This is a genomic window from Kribbella sp. NPDC104740 (genome assembly GCF_055583505.1).
Genome location: NZ_JBVJNV010000007.1, coordinates 95,074 through 110,943, shown reverse-complemented (window position 1 = coordinate 110,943; position 15,870 = coordinate 95,074). Strand labels below are relative to the sequence as shown.

Sequence of the window (15,870 nt, the reverse complement as noted above, 5' to 3'; positions counted from 1 at the left end):
CGATCAACTCGCCGTGGCGCAACCACTCGACACACTGGTCCGGTGGTCCCGGGCTGTAGATCGGTTGCCGGTGCTATTAGCCTTGGCTCGGGAGCACCCCATAACTCCTGTAGTCATAACAGTGGTACCGGACCCGCAATCGGAAGAGGCGAACTGCCCAGTGGCCACCGAGCCATCAGACACAAATCCCCTTGCAGCCTTCGGAGCGAACGAATGGCTGGTCGACGAGATGTACGAGAAGTACCAGCAGGATCCCAAGTCGGTGGATCCCGCGTGGCTGGACTTCTTCAAGGACTACACCCCGGGTGACGCGAAGCCGGTGAACACCGCCCCGGCCGACGCTCCCCGACCCGATGCGGTGTCCGACAACAAGACCCCGGAGGCCGCCGGCCGCGGTACGGCGGCGACCGCGCCGGCCGCCAGCAAGCCGGCCGCGCAGGCCGCCGCGACGACGCCGGCCCCGGCCGCGCCCGCCGCGACGACGGCGGCGCAGAACCAGTCCCAGCCAGCCCAGACCAAGCCCGCAGCAGCGGCCCAGCAGCAGACCGCGCCCGCGGCCGGCGGCGCCCCGACCGGAGGAACGGTGAACCAACCGCCCAGCGCGCAGCCCAAGCCCGCACCCGCCACCAGCGCGGACGCGGAGCGCAAGATCCTGCGCGGTGCCCCGGCCCGGACGGCCCAGAACATGGAGATCAGCCTCCAGGTCCCGACCGCGACCAGCGTCCGCCAGGTCCCGGTCAAGCTGCTGATCGACAACCGGATCGTCATCAACAACCACCTCAAGCGCGCTCGTGGTGGCAAGATCTCGTTCACCCACCTGGTCGGCTGGGCGCTGGTCAAGGCGCTCAAGACGCTGCCGGAGATGAACGCGTCGTACGACGAGACCGAGGGCAAGCCGACGCTGGTCCAGCCCGAGCACATCAACCTCGGCCTGGCCATCGACATGCAGAAGCCCGACGGCACCCGGCAGCTGCTGGTGCCGTCGATCAAGGCGACCGAGACGATGACGTTCGCCGAGTTCTGGATGGCCTACGAGGACATCGTCCGCCGGGCCCGCGACAACAAGCTCGCGCTGCCGGACTTCCAGGGCACCACGATCAGCCTGACCAATCCGGGCACGATCGGGACCCAGCACTCGGTGCCGCGGCTGATGAGCGGCCAGGGCACGATCATCGGCGTCGGCGCGATGGAGTACCCGACCGAGTACCAGGGTGCGGCCGAGGAGACGATGGCCAAGCTCGCGGTCAGCAAGGTGATGACGCTGACCTCGACGTACGACCACCGGATCATCCAGGGCGCCCAGTCGGGTGAGTTCCTGCGCCGCCTGCACCAGCTGCTGCTCGGTGCCGAGGGGTTCTACGACGAGATCTTCCAGAGCCTGCGGATCCCGTACGAGCCGATCCGCTGGGCCGCCGACCTCCCGCACAGCCACGAGGAGGACATCAGCAAGCAGGCCCGGATCCTGGAGCTGATCCACGCCTACCGCGTGCGCGGCCACATCATGGCCGACACCGACCCGCTGGAGTACAAGCAGCGCAGCCATCCCGACCTCGACGTCGCGACCCACGGCCTGACCCTGTGGGACCTGGACCGCGAGTTCGCCACCGGCTCGTTCGGTGCGGCGACCGACCGCCGGTTCATGAAGCTGCGCGAGATCCTCGGCATCCTGCGGGACTCGTACTGCCGGACCACCGGCATCGAGTACATGCACATCCAGGACCCCGAGCAGCGCAAGTGGCTGCAGGAGCGGATCGAGCGGCCGCACACCAAGCCGCCGCGCGAGGAGCAGTTGCGGATCCTGGCCAAGCTGAACGAGGCCGAGGCGTTCGAGACCTTCCTGCAGACCAAGTACGTCGGCCAGAAGCGGTTCTCGCTGGAGGGTGGCGAGACCACCATCCCGCTGCTCGACGAGATCTGCGAGGAGGCCGCCGGCGCCGGCCTCGACGAGGTCGTGATCGGGATGGCGCACCGCGGCCGGCTGAACGTGCTGGCCAACATCGTCGGCAAGTCGTACGGGCAGATCTTCCGCGAGTTCGACGGCAACATCGACCCGCGCACGGTCCAGGGCTCCGGTGACGTCAAGTACCACCTGGGCGCCGAGGGCGAGTTCGTCAGCGAGTTCGGCGACAAGATCAAGGTGTCGGTGGCGGCCAACCCGTCGCACCTGGAGACCGTCGACCCGGTCCTCGAGGGCATCGTCCGGGCCAAGCAGGACATCCTCGACCAGGGCGCCGCGTTCCCGGTGCTGCCGGTCCTCGTCCACGGTGACGCGGCCTTCGCCGGCCAGGGCGTCGTGGCCGAGACGCTGAACCTGTCGCAGCTGCGCGGGTACCGCACCGGTGGCACCATCCACGTGATCGTCAACAACCAGGTCGGCTTCACCACCTCGCCGGCCTCGTCGCGCTCGTCGATGTACTGCACCGACGTGGCCCGGATGGTCCAGGCGCCGATCTTCCACGTGAACGGCGACGACCCCGAGGCCTGTGTCCGGGTCGCCGACCTGGCCTTCGAGTACCGGCAGGCGTTCAACAAGGACGTCGTCATCGACCTGGTCTGCTACCGCCGCCGCGGTCACAACGAGGGCGACGACCCGTCGTTCACGCAGCCGCTGATGTACGACCTGATCGAGCAGAAGCGTTCGGTGCGCAAGCTCTACACCGAGGCCCTGATCGGCCGTGGCGACATCACCGTCGAGGAGGCCGAGCAGGCGATGCGCGACTTCCAGCAGCGGCTGGAGCGCGTGTTCACCGAGGTCCGCGAGGCGAAGAGCCAGCCGGACACCCCGGCGCCGTACGTCACCGTCCCGGTCTACCCGGACAAGCCGGAGGGCCCGGACGCGACCGCGACCACGCCCGAGGTGCTGAAGAAGATCGCCGACGCGTACACCACGCTGCCGGAGGGCTTCACCGCGCACCCGAAGGTGATGCCGCAGCTGCAGCGTCGCGCCGCCGCGATCACGCAGGGCCCGGTCGACTGGGCCAGCGCGGAGATGACGGCGTTCGGTTCGCTGCTGCTGGCCGGCCGCCCGGTCCGGCTCGCCGGTCAGGACAGCCGCCGCGGCACCTTCGTGCAGCGGTTCGCGGCCGTCATCGACCGGGTCAACGGCCAGGACCACGTCCCGCTGCAGAACCTGGACGAGGAGCAGGCGAACTTCTACGTCTACGACTCGCTGCTCAGCGAGTACGCCGCGCTCGGCTTCGAGTACGGCTACTCGGTGGCCCGGCCGGACGCGCTGACCCTGTGGGAGGCGCAGTTCGGTGACTTCGTGAACGGCGCCCAGTCGATCATCGACGAGTACATCTCGGCCGGTGAGGCGAAGTGGGGCCAGAAGTCCGGGGTCGTGCTGCTGCTGCCGCACGGCTACGAGGGCCAGGGCCCGGACCACTCCTCGGCGCGGATCGAGCGGTTCATGGCGCTGTGCGCCGAGAACGCGATGACCGTCGCGCAGCCGTCGACGCCGGCGTCGTACTTCCACCTGCTGCGCCGGCACACCCTCGGCGAGGAGCACAACCCGCTGATCGTCTTCACGCCGAAGCAGCTGCTGCGGCGCAAGGAAGCGGTGTCGCAGCCGGAGGAGCTGACCAGCGGCACGTTCCGTCCGGTGCTCGGGGACGCGGAGGCCGAGGCCGCCTCGGCCACCGTCGACCGGGTGATCCTGTCGTCCGGCCGGATCGCGTACGACCTGTTCGCGGAGCGCAAGAAGACCGAGACCGACAAGATCAGCACCGCGGTGATCCGGGTCGAGCAGCTCTACCCGCTGCCGGCCGAGGAGATCAAGGCCGAGCTCGCGAAGTACCCGAACGCGACCGAGGTCCGCTGGGTGCAGGACGAGCCGGCCAACCAGGGCCCGTGGCCGTTCATGGCGCTGAACCTGACCGAGCACCTGGGCGGCAAGCCGTTCTACCGGGTGTCCCGGCCGGCCATGTCGGCGACGTCGGTGGGCTCGATGGGCGCGCACCAGGCCGAGCAGCAGACGCTGCTGAAGCAGGCGTTCAGCTGACGTGTACTTCACCGACCGAGGGATCGAGGAGCTCGAGGGCCGGCGCGGCGAGGAGGATGTCTCGCTGGCCTGGGTGGCCGAGCGGCTGCGTGAGTTCGTCGACCTGAACCCCGAGTTCGAGACGCCGATCGAGCGGTTCGCCACCTGGCTCGCGCGGTTGGACGACGAGGACGACTAGTCGTTTTGTAGTGTGAGCGAATGCCCTTCGCCGACCATCCCGTACGACGGGTTGCCGCGGCGGAGGGCATTCGTGCGTCCGGGGAGTGGCCGCACACGATTCCCGCCGTCCGGCAGGTGCTGGCCGACGGGCTGGACCTCGGGCCGGGGGTGACGTTCCTGGTCGGTGAGAACGGCGCCGGGAAGTCGACGCTGGTCGAGGCGATCGCGGTCGCGTTCGGGATGTCGCCGGAGGGCGGCTCGACGGGCGCGCGGCTGACCACGCGCGTCACCGAGTCACCGCTGTCGGAGGAGATCCAGCTGACCCGCGGCGCGGGTGCCGCCCGGGCCGGGTTCTTCCTGCGCGCGGAGACGATGCACGGGTTCTACTCCTACCTGGAGGACAACCCGAACAACCACGGCGACATCGCATTCCACCGGATGAGCCACGGCGAGAGCTTCCTGACCCTGATCGAGTCCCGCTTCACCCGCCGCGGCTTCTACTGCCTGGACGAGCCGGAGTCGGCGCTGTCCTTCTCGTCGAGCCTCGCGGTGGTCGGCGTCCTGAAGCAGCTCGCCGATACCAAGTCACAGGTGCTGTGCGCGACCCACTCCCCCGTGATCGCCGCCCTCCCCGGGGCGACGATCCTGGAGGTCGGCGAGTGGGGCATCCGTCGTACGGAGTGGGAAGACTTGCAGCTGGTGCAGAACTGGCGCGCCTACCTGCAGCACCCCGAGCAGTACCTGCGCCACGTGCTCTAGCTCAGTGGACGACCACTACCGGCTCGGTGGTGGTCGCCTGTACGCCGGGCTGCCAGGGCCTGACCACTGCGAGCAGGGTGATCAGGGAGAGCGCCAGACCGGCCGACATGACTACGGCCATCGCTACCGCGTCGGTGCCGAGGGCACCGACCAGCGGTGCGGCGATCGCGCCGATCCCGAACTGCACAGCGCCCAGCAGGGCGGCCGCCGTACCGGCTGCTTCGCCGTGGCGGGACAGCGCCAGGGCGGGCGCGTTCGGCAGCGCCAGGCTGGCGGCGAACAGCGCTGCCCAGACCGGGATGAGGATGCCGATCAGACCGCCCAGGCTGAGCGTGGCAGTGAGCAGCAGCGCTACGCCGGCCAGTGCTGCGAGGACCGCACCTGCGGTGAGCACCTGCTCGGGCTCCCAGCGCTTCAGCAGCACCGGGTTGAGCTGGGTCGCGGCGACGAGCAGGAGCCCGCCGACACCGAACAGCAGCCCGAAGGTCTGGCTGCTGACACCGAACTGCTCCTGGAACACGAACGACGCTCCCGCGACGTACCCGAACACGCCGGTCATCGCGAGGCCGGCGACGAGGGTGAGGCCGACGAAGACGCGGTCGCGGACCAGCTGGCCCGCCGTACCAGCGATCTGCGCCAGGCCGAACGGGCGGCGGCCGGCCTTCGGCAGCGTCTCCGGCAGAGTGAACGTCACCAGCAGCATCAGCGCGACACCGAGCACGGCCAGTACGCCGAACACGCCCTGCCACGGCAGCACTACCAGCAGGGCGCCGCCGACGGTGGGGGCGAACACGGGGGCGACGCCGATCACCAGCATCAGTCTCGACAACAGCGTGGCGGCCGCGCGGCCGACGTACAGGTCGCGGACGATCGCCAGCGCGACCACGGACCCGGCGGCGGCACCGACGCCCTGCAGGATCCGGAAGACCGAGAGCGTCTCGACGTTCGGCGAGATCGCGCAGAGCACGGAGGCGAGCACGTGCAGGCCTGCGCCAGCGATCAACGGCAGTCGCCGCCCGACAGTGTCGGACAGCGGGCCCACCAGCAGTTGCCCGAGCGCGAGGCCCGCGAAGGTGCCGGTCAGGGTGAACTGGATCGCCGTCTCGGAGGCGGCGAGATCGGTGGTGATGGTCGGCAGCGCCGGGAGGTACATGTCGATGGTCAACGGGCCCAGCGCCACGATGAACCCGAGCGTCAGGACCAGCCTGATCCGCCCGAGCGGACGAATCACCGGCTGCTGCTGGATGGAATCGGCGGACGTGATCGGAGGATCGGAGATCGCCATGGGTTCCTCGAAAATCGGCAGGCCAACAGGGCGCGACGTCGCTGTCGCCAGCCATCAGCAACTGCCCGCCGGCGTCCGCTATTCCCGGCCGCGCCGCCGATCCACTCTGTGGACTCAGTCGGCGTGCGGCGGCCGGGTTCTCCGTGGTGGGTCCGGCGCGAGTGAGCCGTCCGGGGCGATGTGTTCGAAGATCTGGTCGACCAGGTTCAGCACGTGCGGGTCGTCGACGGTGTAGATGTGGCGGCGGCCCTCGCGGCGGGCGGTGATGATGCCGGCCAGGCGGAGTTTGCCGAGGTGCTGGCTGGCGGTGGCGATGCTGACGCCGACGCGGTCGGCGAGCGTGCCGACGTCGTACTCGCCCTGGGCGGCCAGTGAGACCAGATGCAGCCGGACGGGGGCGGACAGCATCGCGAAGGTGCCGGCGGCGGACTCCAGCTGCGCCTTCGTCGGTTCGGGGAAGGTCGTCATCTCGCGGTCATTGTGACCGGTCGAGCGGGTCCTGGGGAGTCGGCAGGCCGAGGGTGAGCACGGTCTCACACTTTCGCAATTGCGAAAGTATCGAAACGATGGCAGCCTGGAGGCATGGCAAGAGCTTTCCGCCCCGTACTGCTCCTTCTCGCCGTGGCGATCCCCGCGGTCGTCCTGCGGCTGACCGGCACCCACCCGTTCGCCCCGCTCGGCATCCTGGTCTTCGGCCTCGGCGTCGTCGCCGCGTCGTTCGTGCTGGCCTGGGCCGCGGAGGCCGCCGAGATGGACATCTCCGGCGGGCTCGCGATCGCGCTGCTCGCGGTGATCGCCGTGCTCCCGGAGTACGCGGTGGACCTCTACTTCGCCCACACCGCCGGCAGCAACCCGGAGTACGTCCAGTACGCCGCCGCCAACATGACCGGCTCGAACCGGCTCCTGCTCGGCCTCGGCTGGTCCAGCGTCGTCCTGGTCAGCCTGTACGTCGCCAGCAAGCGCAGCGGGCGGACCGTCAAGGCGCTTGTGCTCGACTCGGGCTACAAGCGTGAGCTCGGCTTCCTGCTGATCGCCGGCGTGGTCGCGTTCATCATCCCGCTGACCGGCCAGATCCACCTGGTCCTCGGCATCGCGCTGCTCGCTTTCTTCGCGTACTACCTGTGGCGCGCCGCGGCGAGCGAGCACGGCGACGAGCCCGACCTGGTCGGCCCGGCCGCGCGGATCGGCGGCCTGCCGAAGGTGCAGCGCCGGATCACGGTCATCACCATGTTCGTGGCGGCCGCGACGATCATCCTGTTCTCCGCCGAACCGTTCGCCGACTCGCTCGTCGAGGGCGGGCACGCGCTGGGCATCGACCAGTTCCTCCTGGTCCAGTGGCTCGCGCCGCTGGCGTCGGAGGCCCCCGAGTTCATCGTCGCCCTCCTGTTCGCCTGGCGCGGCAAGGGCGCCGCGGCGCTCGGCCTGCTGATCTCCGCCAAGGTGAACCAGTGGACCCTGCTGATCGGCAGCCTCCCGATCGCCTACGGCCTCGGCGGCGGCCCCGCCGCGCTGCACCTGGACGGCCGCCAGGTCGAGGAGTTCTTGCTGACGGCAACGCAGACGATGCTGGGCATCGCGATCCTGCTGGCCCTGCGCTTCCCGCGCTGGGCGGCGTGGACGCTGCTCGCGCTCTTCGCCGTCCAGTTCGCCGTCCCGGGCCAGACCGGTCGCTACGTCATCTCCGGCGTGTACGCCGTACTGGCGATCGCCGCGTTCGTTCACCACCGCCGCGAGATCATCCCGGTCCTCACCGACCCGTTCCGCCGCACGAAGAAGACCGCCGAGGAGCGCACGGACGAGCTCGTCGGGGTCTGAGCGTTGCCGAGGGCCCGCGGATGCGTCCGCGGGCCCTCGTGCTGTCAGCTGGCTTGCTGGTCCGGCGTGCGGCGACGATCGGCGGGGCCGGGGCGGCCCCGGCGGCGGCCGTCGAGGAACTTCTCGCCGGCCGCGGTGCCGGTGAACTTAATTCGGCGGGCCCAGGCGCGGCACTCCTCGAGGACCGGGCAGGTGGTCAGGCAGATCGCCTGGGCTTTGCGTTGCTCCCACTGGGTGGCGGTCTCGTCGTACGCCGGGGACATGCCGACGCACGCGGCCTTCGACATCCAGCGGTCGGCGGGGTCGGCGATCACCGTCAAGGTCGGCCTCATGGGCCCTCCTGCTCGTCGTCCGGTCGGGCGGACCGGATCCGCGGGGGTTTCCCGCGGACCCGATCAGCTTGCGCCCGGCTCGTTGCCCCGGTGCGACGCCGATGTTTCCAACGTGAAACGTCGGCGCCGCGCGGTGTCACATCGGTGCCGCTGACACCTTGTCCCACAGGTCGCAGTGGTGCGTGCCGCGCAGGTTCACCGGGCCGGTCGACGCGACGCCGACCGACCGGACGACGTCCCGCCGGTACGGCGCCCAGCCGGGATCGCCGCCGCGCGCGAACGCCGACCACTGGTCGAGCAGCCGTCCGGACAGCTCGCGCTGCGCGGGGGTGAGCGGCGGCGGCTGCCACGGGCCGGGGTCGGTGCTCGCGAAGAAGTACGGCATCTCGACGCCGTGGTGCGCCCCGTACGGGAACTCCCCCGGCCGCGGCGTCCGCGGTTCGGCGAACTCGTACGCGTAGACCGGCGCGCGGCGGCGCATCAGGTCGTTCGCCCGGAGCTGTGAGCAGGCGCCGAGCAGGAGTCCTTCGTCGGTCAGCACCTGCGCGAGGGCGAGGCTCGGCGTCGGATGCGCCGCCGCCGGGTACGCGGCAAGGACCTTCGCGGTGGCGTCGCCGTACAGGTAGTGGACGATCTGCGGGTACTGCTCGGCGGTGACCGGCCGCCCCGCTTCGTCGTACCGGCTTCCGACGAAGGACCGCATCTCGTCCTTGGTGCCGCCCTGCAGAACCGGTACGGCGGCCGCGAGCCCGGCCAGGTGCGCCACCCGCGGCTGAAACGGCAGCACGCTGGTGCCGACCGTGGGCAGCCAGGACCGGTCGGTGGTCCGGCGGTCCAGGCTGCTGTCGTCCCCGAGTCCGGTGAGCTGCTGAAACGGTTTGGCCCGCAAACAATCCACGGCGGTCCGCGGATCGGAGCAGCCGACCCCGGCCGCGGTCTGCACCGCCCGGAGCTCCGCGGTGCGCGCCGGCAGCAGGTCGTTCACGCAGGGCGCACTCTGCACGATCGCCCGCGCGAACAGCCCACGCGCCTGCGGGGAAACGAGCTGCGCGCACACACTGAACGCTCCGGCCGACTCGCCCCACAGCGTCACCCGGCGCGGGTCACCGCCGAACGCGCGGGCGTTGCGCTGGACCCAGCGCAGCGCCTGCTGCTGGTCGGCCAGCCCGAAGTTCCCGGCGGCGCGGTCGCGCATCCCCGGGTGGCGGAGGAATCCGAGCGCGCCGAGGCGGTAGTTGACGGTCACCACGATGTTGCCCCGCGCAACCATCTCGGAAGGGTCGTACAGCGACCCGGCACCGCTGGTGAACCCGCCGCCGTGCAGGAACAGCAGCACCGGCGCGCCGCCGCGCAGCTCAGCGCGTGGCGGGGTCCAGACGTTGAGGGTCAGGCAGTCCTCGGCACCGTCGACGGTCGGGCCGCCGGCGGACCATCCGGCCTGCGGACAGATCGGGCCCGGCCGCGTCGCGTCGCGAACGCCGGACCAGGCCGTGGGCGGGCGGGGTGCGGACCAGCGCAGGGTGCCGGTCGGCGGGGCGGCGTACGGGATGCCCTCGAAGACCTGGAGACCGGTCGGCGTCGTCCGGCCGTGGAGCAGTCCGGTGTCGATCCGGACCAGCTCGGTCGCGGCCTCGGCGGGTGGGGCGAACGCGCCGAGAACGGTCAGGCAAAGCAGTGCTGCTGCGGTTCTTCGGAATGGTTTCATACCAGCCGATGGTGCCGAGCCGCCCTGGGTCGAGGCATCGCCCAGCGGCGGTATCCCGTGCTACGCCGGCTGCGGTACGCCGACGGTCAGCAGGGTGCGCACGGTCTCCTGCGCGCACGCCTTGTTCACGCCGATTCCGCCCTGGGCGCCGCGCTTGATCCAGCCGGTGACGAAGTGGCCGGGCCGGCCGACGACCGCGCCGCCGACGTTCGGCACGACGCCCAGCGTCTCGTCGAAGGGCAGTCCTTCGATCGGCCGGCCGGTGAAGCCGATCGCCGAGACCAAGGTGCCGGCGGGGATCAGTTCGCCGGTGGCGGTGGTCAGGCCGCGCTCGTCCCAGCCGGCCGGCGTCACGCCGTACCGGAAGACGATCTCCTTCCTGCCTTCGACTTCCCGGTACGCCGAAGCGGTGTAGGCGGCAGCTTCCGGTCCCCGGCGACCCAGGACCAGCACCTCGGTGATGCCGGTGCCGGGGAGGGTGGGCAACAGGCGAGCGAGGTCGAGGGCGACATTGCCGTTGCCGACGACGATGGCCCGGGGCCCCTTCAGCTCAGGCCGCCGCGCCCCCGGGCGCCCGTTGTACCAGGCAACGATCCCGTCCGCGGTCAGCTCGCCCGGGAGGCCGAGCCGCCGGCTCTCGGACGACCCCGACGCGTGCACCACCGCGTCGTACCGGCCCTCGAGCTCGGCCACCGTCACCGACGTACCGGGGCGCCAGTGCACGCGAGGGTGCGCGGCGATCCGCTCGAACGTCTCGACGATCTGCTTCGTCAGCGGGTGATCGGGCGCGACGCCGTACCGCGCGAGGCCGCCGACCACCGGCAGACGGTCGAACAGCGTGATCTCCGCCGTACTGCGCTGCAGCAGCTCCCGTGTCGCGTACATCCCCGCCGGCCCGGCGCCGACCACCGCGACCCGGCGCGGGCCGTTCGACCAAGGGTCGAAGCGCGGCGGCTCCCAGGTGTCGAGGTCGAGGCCGTCGAGCGGCGGGCGTTCGCGGTAGTACGACGCGTTCAGCTGTACGTCGACCGGCGCCGAGCGGTCCGCGGGCTTGGCCGCGTCGACCGGGCAGATGTCGGCGCAGGCCCCGCAGTCGATGCAGGCTCGCGGGTCGACGTACAGCCCGTCGGTCGTCCCGAAGCCCGGCTCCCCCGGCGACGGGTGGATGCAGTTCATCGGGCAGACCGCGACGCAGCTCGCGTCCGAGCAGCACTCGCCGCTGATCGCGTAGGTCATCTCAGAGCAGCCCGGTCCGCCGGTACACCCGCCGCGCGGCCGGCGTCAGCAAGCCGACCTCGGCCAGGAAGTCCATCAAGTTCGAGCAGCTCGTCCGCAGCAGCGACCGGTGGTGCTGGTTGCCGCGGGCCAGCGTGACAGCTTTCCCGACATCGAGGCCCACGTTCCGGTACACCGCCGGGCTGACCATGCTGCTGACGATCATGTCCGCCGCGAGCGCGATCACCAGCGCGCTGATCCAGCGCCGGACCGGCCCGGCCGCGGCGATCCGCTCCCGGGTCTCCTCCCGCGCGAACACCATGTGCCGCGACTCCTCGACGACATGGATGTGGTTCACCGTGCGGACCAGCGGCGCGACCCGGCGGTCCCGCATCCAGTCGCGCTGCATCACGTCGAGGACTTCCTCGGCGACCAGGATCGCGGCGTACGCCGTGGCGCCGGTGGCGACGGTCTTGAAACCGCGCCCGAGCTCGCGCGCCGGCAGCCCCGGCCGGTAGCGGGCGTCGACCAGCCGGCCGGACGCCTTCGCGAACATGATCGAGTGCCGGCACTCGTCGGCGATCTCGGTCAGCGCCCACTGGAACTCCGCGCTGGCCGGGCTCTCGTCGTACACGTCGCGCAGGATCATCTGCTGCAGGATCAGCTCGAACCAGATCCCGGTCGAGGCGACCGAGGCCGCTTCGTGCCTGGTCAGCTCGCGGCGCTGCGCCTCGGTCAGCTCGTCCCAGTACGGCGTCGCGTAGAGCGTGCTCCACTCCGGGCTCAGGCCGTAGTCGTCGCCGACCGGCGCGTCCCAGTCGATCTCGGTCTCCGGATCGCGGGACAGCTGCGCCGCCGAGGCGAGCAGGCGTCGTGCGGTGTCGTCCGTGTCGTGCATGAAGCACCTCCCGGCATCGTTACATCCTCAATGTAACATGCTGGTTGGCTTATTAGGCAAGGGCTCCTGCGCGGATCGAACCATCCGGATCTCGGGGACGCCGAAGAACTCCTCGTCCTCCCGCGCACCGTCCTCGACGAACCCGTTGCGCCGGTAGAAGGCCAGCGCGCGGTCGTTGCCCTCGAGCAGCCAGAGACTCGCCGCCTCCCGGCCGATCGCGACGTCGAGCAGCCGCTGCCCGAGCCCGCTCCCCCACCAGGCCTGCCGGGCGTACACGGAGTACAGCTCCAGTGGTGTCGGAGCATCGGGATCGCGACCTGGACCTGGCGACGAAAACCCGATCACCCGGTCCTGAATCGGCACGTCCTGGCCCGGGTTGAAGGCCAGCCAACGGACAACGCCCGCCTCGATCGCACCGATCCACCGTTCGGTCCGCCGCCCGATCCCCGCCGGGTCCGTCTTCTCCTTCAACCGCTGGGGGTCCAGTAGCTCGCCGTACGCCTCCTGCCAGCACAACAGGTGACACCACGCGCCGGCCTCGGCGTCGCCGATCTCAGCCCGCCGGATCTCGACCCGCGCCGCGTCGGCGCGCGAGAAGCTCGCCGCGCTCATCTAGACAGTGAAAACGATCTTGCCGAAGACGTCGCCGTCGTTCATCTTCGCGAAACCGGTCCGCGCGTCGGCCAGCGGAAGCGTCGTGTCGATGTGCGGCGAGATCCCGGCGTTCGCCATGAACTGCACGAGCTCCGCGAGCTCCTGCCGCGTTCCCATCGTCGAGCCCTGGATCCGCAGCTGCAGGAAGAAGATCCGGTTCAGCTCGGCCGACTTCGGCGCCTGCCCCGACGTCGCGCCCGAGATCACCACCGTGCCGCCCTGCTTCAGCGACTTCAGCGAGTGCGACCACGTCGCCTCACCGACGGTCTCCATCACCGCGTCGACCCGCTCGGGCAGCCGCGCGCCCGACTCGAACACGTCGTGCGCGCCGATCTCCAGCGCCTTCGCCCGCTTCCCCTCGTCCCGGCTGGTCGCCCACACCCGGATCCCGGCCGCGCGCGCCAGCGTGATCAGCGAGGTCGCGACGCCACCGCCCGCGCCCTGCACGAGCACGGTGTCACCCGGCTTCAGTCCCGACTGCGTGAAGAGCATCCGGTACGCCGTCAGCCACGCCGTCGGCAGACAAGCAGCCTGCTCGAAGCTCAACCCAGCCGGCTTCGGTACGACGTTGTGCGCCGGGACGACGACCTTCTCGGCCAGCGTCCCCTGGTACCGCTCGCTCAGCAACGACCGCTTCGGGTCGAGCGTCTCGTCGCCCTTCCACGCCGGGTCGGAGATCACCGCGTGCACGACGACCTCATTGCCGTCCTGGTCGATCCCCGCCGCGTCGCACCCGAGGATCATCGGCAGACTCTTCTCCGCCAGCCCGACCCCCTTCAGCGACCACAGGTCGTGGTGGTTCAGCGCCGACGCCTTCACGTCGACCGTCACCCACCCGTCCTGCGCCACCGGCTCCGGCCGCTCCCCGACCTCGAGCGCGGACACCGGGTCGTCGGCGTTGAACTTGGCGGCATAGGCAGCAAGCATGAGCCCACCCTAGGCGCTGGTCCCGTGCCCGTCAGTTAGCAACGTCACCGGCTCAGTGCAGGCCGGCGTCCGCCTCGGTGACGGCGTACGACGTGAAGCGCACCTTCAGCCCACTCCGGGTCGGCGCGCAGCACATGGGTCCCGCGGTGGCTTCGGCTCCCGGGTCCAGAGGCGCCAGCCGGACCATGCGCCACGGCTCGTCGTCGACGCGCGCCCGGACGGTCACCGCGTCACCCGAGCGGCTCACGCGGATCGTCACCTCACGCCCGGCCCACTCGGCGACCGGCGCCATCGACCAGTCGGAGACCCCGCGCGTCACCACAGCGCCCAGCTGAGGAGCCCCGTCGGTGAACTCGACGCCGGCCTTGATCCAGTTCTCCTCGTCCACCCGGACGAGGATCCCCGCCTGGTCGTACAGCTCCTCGAACGCGGCGACGAAGCCGACCTCGATCGCCGTGTCCTGGGGGAACTCGGTCAGCAGCGCGTGCCCGTCGTCGTGCACGAACCCGTAGCTGGTCGTCCGCCAGAAGTCGCTCCCCTCCCGCGCCGACACCACCAGGTCGTTGCCATCAGCAAGCACCCCCTCAGGAGCGTTCAGCCAGGCCGCCTCGGACCACTCGATCGCACGCCGGTTCTCCACCCGACAGACCTTATCCCGGGTGGAGAACCAGCAGTGAGTACGTCAGCTGCGGGCGACGCCTTCGCGGTGGGCCGCTTCGGCGACCGCCTTCGCGACCGCCGGCGCCACGCGCTCGTCGAACGGCGACGGGATGATGTAGTCCGCGCGCAGATCCTCCGGCGCGATCAGGTCCGCGAGGGCCTCGGCCGCGGCCAGCTTCATGCCCTCGGTGATCCGCGTCGCGCCCGCGTCGAAGGCGCCCCGGAAGATCCCGGGGAAGGCGAGCACGTTGTTGATCTGGTTCGGGAAGTCCGAACGCCCGGTCGCGACGACGGCGGCGTAGCGGTGGGCGAGGTCGGGGTGGACCTCGGGGTTCGGGTTGGCGAGGGCGAAGATCATCGCGCCCGGCGCCATCCGGGCCAGCGCGTCCTCGGGGACGGTCCCGCCGGAGACGCCCACGAAGACGTCGGCGCCGTCCAGGGCGTCGGCCAGGCGCCCGGAGAGCTGAGCGGTGTTGGTGTCACGGGCCAGCGACAGCTTCACCGGTGACAGGTCGGCGCGGTCCTCGTGCAGGACACCCTTGCTGTCGACGACCGCGAGGTCGCCGACCCCGGCCTGCAGCAGGATCCGCGCACAGGCGACGCCGGCAGCACCGGCGCCCGAGATCACCACCCGGATGTCCGAGATCGACTTCCCCGTCACCCGCAGCGCGTTCCGCAGCGCAGCCAGTACGACGACCGCCGTACCGTGCTGGTCGTCGTGGAAGACCGGGATGTCCAGCCGCTCCTTCAGCCGGCGCTCGATCTCGAAGCAGCGCGGGGCGGAGATGTCCTCCAGGTTGATGCCGCCGAACGTCGGCGCCATCCGGGCGACCGTGTCGACGAACTCGTCGACGTCGGTGCAGTCGAGCGCGATCGGCACCGAGTCGACGCCACCGAACTCCTTGAACAGCAGCGCCTTGCCCTCCATCACCGGCAGCGCCGCGGCCGGGCCGATGTCGCCCAGGCCCAGGACGGCGGTGCCGTCGGTCACCACCGCGACCACGTTCGACTTCCACGTGTACGTGCGGACCAGCGCCGGGTCCTCGGCGATCGCGGTGCAGACCCGCGCCACGCCCGGCGTGTAGGCCATCGACAGGTCGTCGGCGTCGCGGACCTGGATCGACGAGGTCACCTCGATCTTGCCGCCGCGGTGCAGCTCGAAGACCGGGTCACCGGCGTACCGGTCGGAGGCGGGAGTTTCGGACGGAACGGCTTCGGCAACCATCAGGAGACCCTTCATCAGCCCGGCGGACAGCGGGCAGGCGTGTGCGGAGCGTGATCAACAAGTGGCGGTTCGGAAAGGGTGCGTCGAACACCGCCGTGGCCAGGGGGTCACCCGTCGCAACGAGTAAACCACAGGCCGCACTGGTCTGATCTGTGAGGCCCCCCACACGGCAACGGCGCGGTGACGATCGAGTCTCGGCCCCGGTTACCGGCCGACAGCGCGCTGCCTGCTGTGTC

The 15,870-nt window shown here is 70.6% G+C and carries 14 protein-coding genes; 4 read left to right on the top strand and 10 right to left on the bottom strand.

What is annotated here, in order from left to right; translation table 11 throughout:
- The first annotated feature begins 160 nt into the window (after positions 1-160).
- Genes ACZ6Z4_RS30985 through ACZ6Z4_RS30975 form a run of 3 tightly spaced genes read left to right on the top strand, consistent with a single transcriptional unit; the run spans position 161 to position 4,918 of the window.
- The gene (locus tag ACZ6Z4_RS30985; RefSeq protein WP_465572223.1) at positions 161-4,000 is read left to right on the top strand and encodes a multifunctional oxoglutarate decarboxylase/oxoglutarate dehydrogenase thiamine pyrophosphate-binding subunit/dihydrolipoyllysine-residue succinyltransferase subunit; all 3,840 of its coding nucleotides are present in this window, start codon (positions 161-163) and stop codon (positions 3,998-4,000) included.
- A gap of 1 nt (position 4,001) precedes the next feature.
- Positions 4,002-4,178, top strand: a complete 177-nt coding sequence (locus ACZ6Z4_RS30980; protein ID WP_012922754.1) for a DUF6104 family protein — start codon at positions 4,002-4,004, stop codon at positions 4,176-4,178.
- A 20-nt stretch (positions 4,179-4,198) separates the two neighbouring features.
- On the top strand, positions 4,199-4,918 hold the full coding sequence (locus ACZ6Z4_RS30975; RefSeq protein WP_465572217.1) for an AAA family ATPase: 720 nt from the start codon (positions 4,199-4,201) through the stop codon (positions 4,916-4,918).
- A 1-nt stretch (position 4,919) separates the two neighbouring features.
- On the opposite strand, the gene ACZ6Z4_RS30970 is transcribed toward ACZ6Z4_RS30975, so the two are convergent.
- Together ACZ6Z4_RS30970 and ACZ6Z4_RS30965 are read right to left on the bottom strand one after the other, a co-directional pair.
- Positions 4,920-6,149, bottom strand: coding sequence for a multidrug effflux MFS transporter (locus tag ACZ6Z4_RS30970; protein WP_465572214.1), 1,230 nt, complete (start codon positions 6,147-6,149; stop codon positions 4,920-4,922).
- 168 nt (positions 6,150-6,317) lie between these two features.
- A complete protein-coding gene (locus tag ACZ6Z4_RS30965) occupies positions 6,318-6,671 on the bottom strand; it encodes an ArsR/SmtB family transcription factor (RefSeq protein WP_363664885.1) in 354 nt (117 codons plus the stop codon).
- 114 nt (positions 6,672-6,785) lie between these two features.
- On the opposite strand from ACZ6Z4_RS30965, the gene ACZ6Z4_RS30960 reads away from it, so the two are divergent.
- Positions 6,786-8,018: a sodium:proton exchanger gene (locus ACZ6Z4_RS30960; RefSeq protein ID WP_465572206.1), complete on the top strand. Its 1,233-nt coding sequence runs from the start codon at positions 6,786-6,788 to the stop codon at positions 8,016-8,018.
- 44 nt (positions 8,019-8,062) lie between these two features.
- Here ACZ6Z4_RS30960 and ACZ6Z4_RS30955 read toward each other — a convergent pair whose 3' ends face one another.
- The 8 genes from ACZ6Z4_RS30955 to ACZ6Z4_RS30920 all read right to left on the bottom strand — a co-directional run bounded on the left by ACZ6Z4_RS30955 (position 8,063) and on the right by ACZ6Z4_RS30920 (position 15,634).
- Positions 8,063-8,350 carry a WhiB family transcriptional regulator gene (locus ACZ6Z4_RS30955; protein WP_465572199.1) on the bottom strand — a complete coding sequence of 96 codons (288 nt, stop codon included), beginning with the start codon at positions 8,348-8,350 and terminating at the stop codon, positions 8,063-8,065.
- A 136-nt stretch (positions 8,351-8,486) separates the two neighbouring features.
- Positions 8,487-10,055, bottom strand: coding sequence for a carboxylesterase/lipase family protein (locus ACZ6Z4_RS30950; RefSeq protein ID WP_465572194.1), 1,569 nt, complete (start codon positions 10,053-10,055; stop codon positions 8,487-8,489).
- A 60-nt stretch (positions 10,056-10,115) separates the two neighbouring features.
- On the bottom strand, positions 10,116-11,291 hold the full coding sequence (locus tag ACZ6Z4_RS30945) for an FAD-dependent oxidoreductase (protein ID WP_465572191.1): 1,176 nt from the start codon (positions 11,289-11,291) through the stop codon (positions 10,116-10,118).
- 1 nt (position 11,292) lies between these two features.
- A complete protein-coding gene (locus tag ACZ6Z4_RS30940; RefSeq protein ID WP_465572188.1) occupies positions 11,293-12,168 on the bottom strand; it encodes an AurF N-oxygenase family protein in 876 nt (291 codons plus the stop codon).
- A 27-nt stretch (positions 12,169-12,195) separates the two neighbouring features.
- On the bottom strand, positions 12,196-12,780 hold the full coding sequence (locus ACZ6Z4_RS30935; RefSeq protein ID WP_465572184.1) for a GNAT family N-acetyltransferase: 585 nt from the start codon (positions 12,778-12,780) through the stop codon (positions 12,196-12,198).
- Positions 12,781-13,749 (bottom strand): zinc-binding dehydrogenase, encoded by a 969-nt coding sequence (locus tag ACZ6Z4_RS30930; RefSeq protein WP_465572181.1) that lies wholly within the window; start codon positions 13,747-13,749, stop codon positions 12,781-12,783.
- A gap of 52 nt (positions 13,750-13,801) precedes the next feature.
- On the bottom strand, positions 13,802-14,389 hold the full coding sequence (locus ACZ6Z4_RS30925; protein ID WP_465572178.1) for a DUF1349 domain-containing protein: 588 nt from the start codon (positions 14,387-14,389) through the stop codon (positions 13,802-13,804).
- Positions 14,390-14,431: 42 nt separating this feature from the next.
- A complete protein-coding gene (locus tag ACZ6Z4_RS30920; protein ID WP_465572175.1) occupies positions 14,432-15,634 on the bottom strand; it encodes an NAD(P)-dependent malic enzyme in 1,203 nt (400 codons plus the stop codon).
- Between the last annotated feature and the right edge of the window lie 236 nt (positions 15,635-15,870).

Coding starts and splice junctions, on each gene's coding strand:
- ACZ6Z4_RS30975 (WP_465572217.1), top strand. CDS start 4,199: ATGCCCTTCGCCGACCATCCCGTACGACGGGTTGCCGCGGCGGAGGGC.
- ACZ6Z4_RS30965 (WP_363664885.1), bottom strand. CDS start 6,671: ATGACGACCTTCCCCGAACCGACGAAGGCGCAGCTGGAGTCCGCCGCC.
- ACZ6Z4_RS30960 (WP_465572206.1), top strand. CDS start 6,786: ATGGCAAGAGCTTTCCGCCCCGTACTGCTCCTTCTCGCCGTGGCGATC.
- ACZ6Z4_RS30955 (WP_465572199.1), bottom strand. CDS start 8,350: ATGAGGCCGACCTTGACGGTGATCGCCGACCCCGCCGACCGCTGGATG.
- ACZ6Z4_RS30950 (WP_465572194.1), bottom strand. CDS start 10,055: ATGAAACCATTCCGAAGAACCGCAGCAGCACTGCTTTGCCTGACCGTT.
- ACZ6Z4_RS30945 (WP_465572191.1), bottom strand. CDS start 11,291: ATGACCTACGCGATCAGCGGCGAGTGCTGCTCGGACGCGAGCTGCGTC.
- ACZ6Z4_RS30940 (WP_465572188.1), bottom strand. CDS start 12,168: ATGCACGACACGGACGACACCGCACGACGCCTGCTCGCCTCGGCGGCG.
- ACZ6Z4_RS30935 (WP_465572184.1), bottom strand. CDS start 12,780: ATGAGCGCGGCGAGCTTCTCGCGCGCCGACGCGGCGCGGGTCGAGATC.
- ACZ6Z4_RS30930 (WP_465572181.1), bottom strand. CDS start 13,749: ATGCTTGCTGCCTATGCCGCCAAGTTCAACGCCGACGACCCGGTGTCC.
- ACZ6Z4_RS30920 (WP_465572175.1), bottom strand. CDS start 15,634: ATGGTTGCCGAAGCCGTTCCGTCCGAAACTCCCGCCTCCGACCGGTAC.